The following is a 10398-nucleotide window of genomic DNA, read 5'->3' on the forward strand; positions in this document are numbered from 1 at the left end:
CGGATATCTGCGCCCATCCGGCAGGCGGGTCAGCGGGAAATAAAAACATGAGAATGTAAAAACGATCACGCTGATGAACGCAGAATAAAAACAAATATTTGTTACTAGTAAATAAATGTTGCTATTATGTCATAATTCATAGCTTTATGATATTTTGCAGACAATCAATGATTACATACTATGGAAGTAAAACCAACAAGACCAAACAGTTATTTGGCTCTAGCCATAATTAGCACCATTTTATGCTGCCTTCCTTTTGGCATTGTCAGTATTATTTATGCTACAAAAGTAAATGCGTTATACGAAGATGGGCATTATGAAAAGGCAACGAGCGCTTCAAAAAACGCAAAAACCTGGGGCATTATTTCCATAGCAATCGCGCTTTTAGGTTGGTTGATTTATGTACTTATTTTTGGGGCTGCCCTATTTGGAATATTACTAAGTGAAGCAAATTACTAAGTATAAAAACCTTCTTGTATTTCTAATAGTATTATTGACAACTAGTTTTATTGCGCTGTTTTATTTTTGGAACCCAGCCAATAACATTATTTTCCCTAAATGCTTATTTTATAGTGCAACCAATTTATATTGTCCAGGCTGTGGCTCACAACGAGCCATTCATCAACTGCTTCATGGCAATCTCCTTACGGGATTAAAATTCAATTATTTAATTGGTTTTTTAGTGGTTGTTTTAGCTTACCAATGTTATGTGTTTGTTGCTATAAGGTATTTCCATAGAACCATTAAGAATTTACTTCATAAACCGATTGCGACCAAACTTATTTTAGTGGTCGTGATTCTTTTTTGGGTATTTAGAAACATTCCCAGTTACCCCTTCCACCTATTAGCACCTTAATGTTATAAACTTGAAATTTAATTGTATAATGATATCAGGATTTATGTAATAACCTGTATAGTTATTTTAGGACGGGTCAAACAACGGGTCATCCCATACCTTTCCCATACCTTTCCTATGGCTTCCCTATGACCTCCCTATGACCTCCCTATGAGTATGGTATAATTTCATTTACAATTTAATCTAACCACATGAGTGCTAATTAGTGAAATTAGTGTCTCCATTATTAAAAACCTGCATAGTCATTTCAAGACGAATCATTATCCCTTTTAAGGGTTTATAGGGGTGTTTGATACTCCATAGATACTCCATAGATACTCCATGGATAGTGTATGGATAGTGTATGGTTAGTTCATGCGGTATCAATCAAAAAAAAAGAGCCGAAAGAAGTTTAAAATCTTTCGGCTCTGCTGATAAGATATTTCAGATTGTTTTATTTCTCAAATTGCTTTAAAGTCTTAATAATAATAGACACACAATCCAACAATTGCTCCTCAGTCATTACTAAAGGTGGTGCAAAACGAATAATATTTCCGTGGGTTGGTTTTGCCAAAAGTCCGTTATCGCGTAAAGCCAAACAAATGTTCCAAGCCGTTTCGCTTTCTTCATCGTCGTTTATTACAATGGCATTTAACAAGCCTTTTCCTCTAACTAGAGCTACTAAATCGGTTGTTTCAATGTATTTATTTAATTCAGCTCTAAACAGTTTTCCAAGTTTATCGGCATTTTCAGCTAGATTTTCATCTCTAACAACTTCTAAAGCAGCAATAGCTACAGCAGCAGCTACAGGATTTCCTCCAAAAGTAGAACCGTGGTTCCCAGGTCTAATAACATCCATAATAGCGTTATTGGCTAAAACAGCAGATACAGGATAGGCACCTCCACTTAAAGCTTTCCCAAGTACCAATAAGTCTGGTTTTACATTTTCGTGGTCTACAGCTAATAATTTTCCAGTTCTAGCAATTCCTGTTTGTACTTCGTCTGCAATAAATAACACATTGTATTTTTCGCATAAAGCTTTTGCTTTGGCCAAATAGCCTTCAGCTGGTACATAAACACCCGCTTCCCCTTGAATAGGTTCCATTAAAAATCCAGCGATATTTGGATTGCTTTTAAATTCGGCTTCTAAAGCGTCTAAGTTATCGTATGCAATTTTTATAAATCCTTTGGTATATGGTCCAAAATTCTTTCTGGCAACCGGATCGTTGGAAAAAGAAATAATGGTGGTAGTTCTTCCGTGGAAATTGTTTTCACAAACAACGATTTCAGCTTCATTTTCATCAATTCCTTTCACTTCGTAAGCCCATTTTCTACAGATTTTTAAAGCAGTTTCCACAGCTTCAGCTCCTGTATTCATTGGTAATAATTTATCGAAACCAAAAAATTCGCAAGCAAATTTTTCGTATTTCCCTAGCACATCATTATAAAAAGCTCTGGAAGTTAAGGTTAAGGTTTGCGCTTGGTTTACCATAGCACCAACAATTTTTGGATGACAATGCCCTTGGTTTACAGCAGAATATGCCGAAAGAAAATCGTAATATTTTTTTCCTTCTACGTCCCAAACATAAACTCCTTCTCCTCTACTCAATACTACTGGAAGTGGATGGTAGTTGTGTGCTCCGTATTTGTTCTCTAAATCAATTGCTTGTTGCGATGTTAATTGGTCTAAAACAGCCATTTTATTTCTTTTTAAATTTAATAATTACAATTCCTGTTTTTGCCTGCCCGATCTGTTTAGGCGGGGAAAGAAATCATCCATTATTTGATATTGCAAAATTACTAAATATCTAGGGCTCTAGAAAATTTTTTGCGACTTGATTTTAGATGTGAACTACAAACATCAAAAAACAAAACCCTCTCACTGATCGCCTCCAAAATGAAGAAGTCGAGCAGGTAAAAAACTAAAACTCTATTTTTTTCATGATGAATGGTGTGCCTTTGCGTAATGAGGCATTAGAAATTCAAAATGCTGGAAATATATCTATTAAACGCCAAGGATATTTCATCTAAAATGGGTCATCCTAGAGGATTCTTATATGGCTGTGTAAAAAATCATAAATCATAACTCGCAAATCGTAATTCGTTTCCTTACTTTTGCAGCATGGCTAGAAGAACTAAAAAAGAAATTTTTACAAACGTAGAAGTTATAGATGCGGGTGCTAAAGGTAAAACCATAGCAAAAGCTGCCGATGGCAAAGTAATATTTTTATCCAATGCTGTTCCTGGCGATGTGGTCGATGTGCAATCCTTTAAAAAACGTAAATCTTTTTATGAAGGAAAAGCCATTGCCTTTCATAAACTTTCCGATAAACGTACCACGCCTGTTTGCGAGCATTTTGGGGTTTGTGGAGGTTGTAAATGGCAAGATATGGGCTACGAACATCAGTTATATTACAAACAAAAAGAAGTAGAAAATAACTTAATACGACTGGGACATTTAGAATTGCCAGAAGTAACGCCTATTCTTGGGTCTAAAAACCAATATTTCTACCGTAATAAAATGGAATTCTCTTTTAGCGATAGTCGCTGGTTAACCCTTGAAGAAATCCAATCGGATGGAGATTTAGGAGATAAAAATGCTCTAGGCTTTCATATTCCTGGGATGTGGGATAAAATCCTGGATATTAAAAAATGTCATTTACAGGCAGACCCTTCCAATGCCATTAGAAACGCTGTAAAGGATTTCGCTATTAAAAACGATTTAGAGTTTTTTAATACTAGAAATCAAACGGGGTTATTACGTACCTTAATGATTAGAACATCCTCTACGGGTGATATCATGGTTCTTGTTCAGTTTTTTAAAGAGGATCAAATAAAAAGAGAATTGTTGATGGATCATCTAGCAGAAACTTTTCCTGAAATAACCGCTTTACTGTATGTGGTGAACGAAAAAGCAAACGATACCATTTACGATCAAGAGATTATTTGTTTCAAAGGACAAGACCATATTTTTGAGGAAATGGAAGGCTTGAAATTTAAAATTAACGCCAAATCCTTTTATCAAACCAATTCGGATCAAGCATACGAATTATACAAAATAACGAGGGATTATGCAGGATTAACGGGCGAAGAACTGGTTTACGATTTATATACAGGAACGGGAACCATTGCGCAGTTTGTGGCCAAACAAGCAAAAAAGGTTATTGGTGTAGAAGCCGTTCCAGATGCCATAACGGCTGCAAAACAGAATGCACAATTAAATGGCATAGAAAACGTTGAATTCTATGTGGGCGATATGAAACAGGTTTTTAACGACACTTTTATCAAAACCCATGGCCATCCAGATGTTATTATTACCGATCCTCCAAGAGATGGCATGCATAAAGATGTGGTGCAGCAAATTTTAAATATTGGACCTAAAAAAATAGTTTATGTGAGTTGTAATAGCGCCACACAAGCTAGAGACTTGGCTTTAATGAAGGAGGATTACAAAATAACAAAAGTAAGACCCGTAGATATGTTCCCGCAAACACATCACGTGGAAAATGTTGTACTTTTGGAAAGACGTTAATTATTTAGTTAGTTTATTAGTATGAATAAACAAAGTCGATTTCTTTTTATAAGAAAATAACTATGAAAAAATTTAAATATTTTATAATTCCCACACTTGTTTTCTGTGTTACTTTTTTCAATTGTGAAAAAGATGATATCTGTTCTGAATCTACGGAAACAACACCAAAAATGCATGTTGTTTTTTACGATATTGCCATACCAAGTGATAACACACCTAAAAATGTAAGTAAATTACGAGTTATGGGAGTTGGACACCCAGACCCGAATGTGTTACCAGGTTATGACGGCACCAAAGATGCTGCCGAAGTTTATTTACCTTTAAAAACAACTGCAAACAGTACGCAATATGTACTCTATAAAGGATATAAATTAGAAGAAAACGGTAATGTATTGGGAAATCCGGATACTATTAACATAAGTTATATTAGAAAAGAAGTATTCGTATCGCGAGCTTGCGGCTATAAAACTATTTATGAAAACGTGGTTATTACAGTTGAAGACGATGGGGATAAATGGATAAAATTAGTACAAGCCGAAAACGATAATCAAACAGTAGAACATGAAACAGACATCCATTATAAAATATATCATTAGTTCCCTTTTTATATGTCTGTTTTTTTGTGCCACTATTCAGGCACAAAACGATAGTCTCCAAACAAAACAAATCGATACTGTAAAGTTTAAGGAAAATTACGGCCTGAGATTGGGTGGCGACTTAGGCAAAATTTTAAGAACGTTTTTAGACGACGAATATAAAGGCTTCGAGATTAGTGGAGACTACAGACTAACCAGAAGATGGTATGTAGCGGGGGAAATTGGAACCGAAGAAAAACTAAGCATTAACGATTATCTCGACGTTACCACTACAGGAAGCTATTTTAAGGCTGGAGCAGATTATAATGCTTATGACAATTGGTATGGGATGGAAAACATGCTTTATGGTGGATTCCGTGTTGGGGTCAGCACCTTTAGCCAAACTTTGAACAGTTATAGGGTTTATTCACAAGATCCCTATTGGACGCCGCAATTTACTTCAGAAGACAGTGTGAAATTTGGAGGACTTTCTGCCATTTGGGGGGAATTTATTATTGGATTGAAAGTAGAAGTATTAAACAATTTATATTTGGGCTTAAACGCTCAGTTTAAATATATGGTTAGCGAAGACCAACCTGAAAATTTTGAAAATGTTTATATTCCAGGCTTTCAAAAAACTTATGACAGCGGAGGTTTTGGCTTTGGTTATGGCTATAACATTTCTTACTTGATTCCCTTTTATAAGAAGAATAAGTAAAAGATTGAAGTTGAACTCGAAATTGAAGTTGAACTCGAAGTTGAAAATGAAATCTCATTCTCTAATACAACAGAAAACAGAAAACCGAGAACAGAGAACAGAGAACTGAAAACCGAGAAGAGAACTAGTTATTAAACTTCGCTTTTTTAGATCCTTCATACATCACATACTTCACAAATCTGGCTTCCAACTTCGCGTTTACCAAATGTATTTTTCTTGAAGGACGTAAACCCACATGCTTCAGTGCATCTAAATTTGAAGTTATAAACCAAGCATCCGTTCCAGGATAATTTTGTTTCAGTGTGTCTCCAATGTTTTTATAGAATTCTTCCATGTCAATATCCAAACGCTCCCCATAAGGTGGATTAAACACCATATGAAGCTTGTTTTCACCTGCTTTTTGGGTTTTAAAGAAGTCTTCGTGTTTAATACTTACAAACTCTTCTAAATGAGCGTTCTTAATGTTTTCCTGAGCTTTTGCAACTGCTGAAGGCGATTTATCGTAACCCATTATTTTATGATGAAAATCCCGGGTTTTACTTAAAAGCGATTCTTCAATTTTTTCAAACAATTCCACATCCCAATCAGCCCAGCGTTCAAAAGCAAATTCCTTTCGCATTAAATTGGGTGGAATATTACAGGCAATCATAGCTGCTTCGGCCAAAATAGTTCCACTTCCACACATAGGATCCATAAAGTCGGATTGTCCGTCCCAACCAGAAAGCATGACCAAACCTGCGGCAAGTACTTCGTTAATTGGAGCAATATTGGTGGCCGTTTTATACCCACGCTTATGAAGCGAATCTCCTGACGAATCCAAAGAAATATTACAAACTTCTCTGTCTATATGTACATTGATCTTTAAATCTGGGAATTTTAAATCCACATTCGGTCTCTCTCCTGTGGTATCACGGAATTTATCGACAACCGCATCCTTTGTTTTTTGGGCTATATATAGAGAATGGGTAAATACTTCAGAATTTATGGTTGCATCTACTGCAATTGTTCCTGAAGGCTTTACATAATCTCCCCAAGACATGTTGTAGATTTTATCGTATAAATCTTTTTCGTTACGCACTTTAAAAGTTTCAATAGGCTTTAAAATTTTTATAGCGGTGCGCAAAGCTATATTTGCTTTGTACATAAAACCCTTATCTCCAGTAAAACTCACGTTTCGTACGCCAATTTTTACGTCTTGAGCACCAAGTTGAGTAAGCTCTTTTGCTAGTAATTCTTCAAAGCCAAATAAGGTCTTGGCAACCATTTTAAAATTATTCCCCATAACAGATATTAAATAGAATGCAAAAATACAGTATTTTTGTGGCAACTTAAATTAATTGGGTTAGGGATTTTGTCCCGAAGATTCGGGTTTGGAGCTCATTTTGTTTTATCTTTTATAAAATAAAAAAGCGACTTGCAAAAGCCTGGCTCTGCAAAGTGACAACAAAGTGGAGCAACCCTTAAATAAAAAAGATTCCCCGTTTCGGGGAAGTTGATATGACAAAAAACACAATACAGTGGTATACTTCGTGGTTTGACACGCCGTATTATCATATTTTATATAAAGACAGAGACCATGAGGAAGCACAGGAGTTCATGGATAACCTTACCGATTATTTAAACCTGCCAGAGGATGGAAAAATTCTTGATTTGGCTTGTGGAAAAGGAAGACATTCTGTGTATTTAAACACTTTAGGATTTGATGTAACCGGAGTGGATTTATCCGAAAACAGTATTGCCTACGCCAAACAATATGAAAAAGAGAACTTGCATTTTGAGGTTCATGATATGTGCGAGCCTTACAATAAAAAGTTTGATGCCGTTTTTAATCTGTTTACCAGTTTTGGTTATTTTGAGAATGAAATTGATAATTTAAGAACCATCAAAGCCATTCATGCCGATCTAAACGACTATGGTTTTGGGGTAATCGATTTTATGAATATTGATTTTGTGATAGACAATCTGGTGCCGGAAGACACAAAAACAGTGAATGGTATCGATTTTCATCAAAAACGCTATGTCAAGGATGGTTATTTATTTAAAGACATTTCTTTTGAGGATAAAGGCGAAACGTTTCAATTTCAAGAACGTGTAAAGGCTTTTAATTTAAAGGATTTTGAAGAACTATTTGAACAAGCAGGAGTTTATTTGTTGGATATTTTTGGCGATTATAAATTGCATAAATTCCATAAAAACACCTCCGAACGCTTGATCATGGTTTTTAAATAACCTCTATTATTTTTAGCATCAAATAACAACACGTTTTTTTATTTTCATGAAAAATAAATATGAATAAATACTTGTTACCCGTATTAGCAGTCCTTCTTGGGGCTTTAATTGTTTTTTTTGTAAAGAAAAAACGGAGCCTTTTTACTAGACTTCTACTCTCTTTTAGTGGTGCTTTTTTACTGGCTTTAACACTATTCGATTTGCTACCGGAAGTGTACAATCATGTAGAAGCCAAACAAACGGGCTTGTTTATCATGTTTGGTATTTTACTACAAATAGTTTTGGAATTTTTCTCTAAAGGTGCCGAACATGGTCATATTCACATCGATAAAGACAGTACGCATTTTCCTTGGTTGTTATTTATTAGTTTATGCATCCATAGCTTTTTAGAAGGTTTTCCAATCCACCAACACAACGATATGGTTTACGGGGTTTTAATCCACAAAATCCCTATTGCTACTTTAATTACCAGCTTTTTGGTACAATCCAATTACAGTAAAAAGCAAATTGCAGGGTTTTTAATATTCTTTGCAGCCATGACCCCACTTGGAACTTTCGTGTCCAATAACTCCGCTATCCCTGGGGATTATATTTATTTAATCAACGCCGTTGTTATTGGAATCTTTTTCCACATTTCGACCGTTATTTTGTTTGAAAGTAGCGAAGGACATAAGTTTAATTTGTCTAAGCTTTTAGCCATATTTTTTGGGGTGGCCATTGCTTATATGATATAGTTTTAATTAAGAGCAGAGAACATAGAATAAAGAAAATAGAGAAATTTCAGATTTCAGTCTTTTATCCCATTCCTATTTTCTCATGGCTTTTTTCTATTATCTTTAACCTTTATTCTATTTTTTAAAAAATATGTTCAGTAAAGAAGATTCCAGATTATTAAAACAAGAATTTTGGACCAGTTTCGGGAAATCGTTTCCTACAAAATGGACCTTATACGATACCAAAATAAAAGGTTTTAGTTTTAAATTTCATTTTGACACCAAACAGGCATTAGTTGCTTTAGACCTGGAAGACGATTTGGAAGATCGTATTAATAATTGGGGGAAACTATTGGCTTTAAAATCCATCTTATTAGAAGAATATTTACCTGAGGCGATTTTCGAGGAAGAATACTTTTTAGAAAATGACAAAGAAATTTCTAGAGTCTATGTGCTTTTAGATGCATCTGTTTCTATTCATAATAAAAAATCCTGGAGAGTGGTCATGGAATTCTTTAATAAAAACATGAGCCAATTTGAAGCTTTTTTTGAGGAATACCAGGATGTTATTAAAGCTTAAACTTAACTACCTATTAAATAAACAAGCTTGTTGAAAAATTTGCTTCAATAAAACTCTTATATTTAATTATGAGAAAACGACTTCAAAAGTTATTTTACACTATTTTTATTTTGTTTTCAACAACAACTTATGTTTTAGGACAAGAAAATTATCCGGCTCCTGAAGAAACCCCAACTCGACTTTTTTATATTCAACATAGCAATAATCACAACACCTATGTGTACGATGCAAATATTAAAAATGACTCCATAGATAAAGAAAATCCTATAAATGAATATAGAATAGTTTATACAGAAGGAGGAACAATTAAGCCTTTAACAGGCCTTCAAAAACGTATGGCCTACGGTTTAATTATAAAAAATATAACTGCAAATATTTTTGAAATGTACCTAACTGCTAACAAAGACACTTCTTTATTTCTGACTCTAGATTCTAATTTTGAACCAAAAGTGTATGTTACAGTAAATAATCGAAAAATGTTTTTAGATAGAATTTTTGTCAAACTAAAAAACAATTTCTCCGTAATACGTGTGGAAGCAGACTATATTTTATTGGAAGGACAAGATTACTATTCTAAAAAGAAAGTTACCGAAAAATATTTTTTTGAGAATTAACTTATATCACAAAAAAGAATACCAATAAAAAATGGCAAATAGCACCTCCAAGCACAAATAAATGCCAGATAACATGATTAAATGGAATTCTATGGATGGCATAAAAAAGAATACCTATGGTATAAAACAAGCCTCCGGCAAAAAGTAGTAGAGTTCCATTACTTCCAATATATTCTGAAAGATTAGAAAAATCAATGACTATTAGCCAACCCATAATAAGGTATAGCAGCACAGAAAAAACCTCAAATCTACCTGTAAAGAATATTTTAAGAACCAGTCCCAAAAGGGCAATTCCCCAAACCACCCAAAATATGGGCCAACCTTTACTTTGTTCCAAAGCAATTAAAGCTACCGGCGTATAGGTTCCAGCAATTAATAGATAAATACTAATATGATCTATAATTCTAAAGTAATGTTTTTGTTTTTTGCCTTGAACGGCATGGTACAAGGTTGAAGAACTAAACAAGATGATAATAGAAAGTCCGTAGATAATTACACTAAACAGGCTCCAATCGGTTTTACCCGTATTAAAAACAATTAATAATACCAAGGCTCCAATGCCCATTAATGCGCCTAATCCATGAGTTAGGGCATTTAAGCGT

12 protein-coding genes are annotated in these 10398 nt (G+C 34.4%); 9 read left to right on the forward strand and 3 right to left on the reverse strand.

Going from position 1 to position 10398, the window contains the following annotated elements; genetic code table 11:
* Nucleotides 1-180 precede the first annotated feature (180 nt).
* Both VKY47_RS09265 and VKY47_RS09270 read left to right on the forward strand, forming a co-directional pair.
* Nucleotides 181-459 carry a CD225/dispanin family protein gene (locus VKY47_RS09265; protein ID WP_324312240.1) on the forward strand — a complete coding sequence of 93 codons (279 nt, stop codon included), beginning with the start codon at nt 181-183 and terminating at the stop codon, nt 457-459.
* The gene (locus VKY47_RS09270; RefSeq protein ID WP_324312241.1) at nt 443-856 is read left to right on the forward strand and encodes a DUF2752 domain-containing protein; all 414 of its coding nucleotides are present in this window, start codon (nt 443-445) and stop codon (nt 854-856) included. The genes VKY47_RS09265 and VKY47_RS09270 overlap by 17 nt, the downstream gene beginning before the upstream one ends.
* Before the next feature lie 433 nt (nt 857-1289).
* Here the strand turns inward: VKY47_RS09270 and rocD are convergent, their stop codons facing one another.
* Nucleotides 1290-2534, reverse strand: a complete 1245-nt coding sequence (rocD, locus tag VKY47_RS09275; RefSeq protein ID WP_324312242.1) for an ornithine--oxo-acid transaminase — start codon at nt 2532-2534, stop codon at nt 1290-1292.
* A gap of 423 nt (nt 2535-2957) precedes the next feature.
* Here rocD and rlmD point away from each other — a divergent pair, with 423 nt between their 5' ends.
* From rlmD to VKY47_RS09290, 3 genes are all read left to right on the forward strand, one after another.
* Nucleotides 2958-4367: a 23S rRNA (uracil(1939)-C(5))-methyltransferase RlmD gene (gene rlmD / locus VKY47_RS09280; RefSeq protein ID WP_324312243.1), complete on the forward strand. Its 1410-nt coding sequence runs from the start codon at nt 2958-2960 to the stop codon at nt 4365-4367.
* 62 nt (nt 4368-4429) lie between these two features.
* Nucleotides 4430-4963, forward strand: a complete 534-nt coding sequence (locus VKY47_RS09285; protein ID WP_324312244.1) for a DUF6452 family protein — start codon at nt 4430-4432, stop codon at nt 4961-4963.
* Nucleotides 4929-5660: a DUF6048 family protein gene (locus VKY47_RS09290; RefSeq protein WP_324312246.1), complete on the forward strand. Its 732-nt coding sequence runs from the start codon at nt 4929-4931 to the stop codon at nt 5658-5660. Before VKY47_RS09285 ends, VKY47_RS09290 begins: the two co-directional genes overlap by 35 nt.
* Before the next feature lie 124 nt (nt 5661-5784).
* Here VKY47_RS09290 and VKY47_RS09295 read toward each other — a convergent pair whose 3' ends face one another.
* Entirely contained in the window at nt 5785-6942 is a 1158-nt protein-coding gene (locus VKY47_RS09295; protein ID WP_324312248.1) for a THUMP domain-containing class I SAM-dependent RNA methyltransferase, read from the reverse strand.
* Nucleotides 6943-7157: 215 nt separating this feature from the next.
* Here VKY47_RS09295 and VKY47_RS09300 point away from each other — a divergent pair, with 215 nt between their 5' ends.
* The 4 genes from VKY47_RS09300 to VKY47_RS09315 all read left to right on the forward strand — a co-directional run bounded on the left by VKY47_RS09300 (nt 7158) and on the right by VKY47_RS09315 (nt 9796).
* Nucleotides 7158-7889 carry a class I SAM-dependent methyltransferase gene (locus tag VKY47_RS09300; protein WP_324312250.1) on the forward strand — a complete coding sequence of 244 codons (732 nt, stop codon included), beginning with the start codon at nt 7158-7160 and terminating at the stop codon, nt 7887-7889.
* Nucleotides 7890-7948: 59 nt separating this feature from the next.
* Entirely contained in the window at nt 7949-8623 is a 675-nt protein-coding gene (locus VKY47_RS09305; protein ID WP_324312251.1) for a ZIP family metal transporter, read from the forward strand.
* A 130-nt stretch (nt 8624-8753) separates the two neighbouring features.
* Nucleotides 8754-9182 (forward strand): DUF4268 domain-containing protein, encoded by a 429-nt coding sequence (locus tag VKY47_RS09310; protein ID WP_324312253.1) that lies wholly within the window; start codon nt 8754-8756, stop codon nt 9180-9182.
* A gap of 68 nt (nt 9183-9250) precedes the next feature.
* Nucleotides 9251-9796 carry a DUF4833 domain-containing protein gene (locus VKY47_RS09315; protein WP_324312255.1) on the forward strand — a complete coding sequence of 182 codons (546 nt, stop codon included), beginning with the start codon at nt 9251-9253 and terminating at the stop codon, nt 9794-9796.
* Nucleotide 9797: 1 nt separating this feature from the next.
* On the opposite strand, the gene trhA is transcribed toward VKY47_RS09315, so the two are convergent.
* A partial coding sequence (trhA, locus tag VKY47_RS09320; RefSeq protein ID WP_324312257.1) for a PAQR family membrane homeostasis protein TrhA occupies nt 9798-10398 on the reverse strand: 601 nt, incomplete at its 5' end.

Source organism: Xanthomarina sp., from assembly GCF_035306705.1.
Lineage (GTDB): Bacteria > Bacteroidota > Bacteroidia > Flavobacteriales > Flavobacteriaceae > Xanthomarina.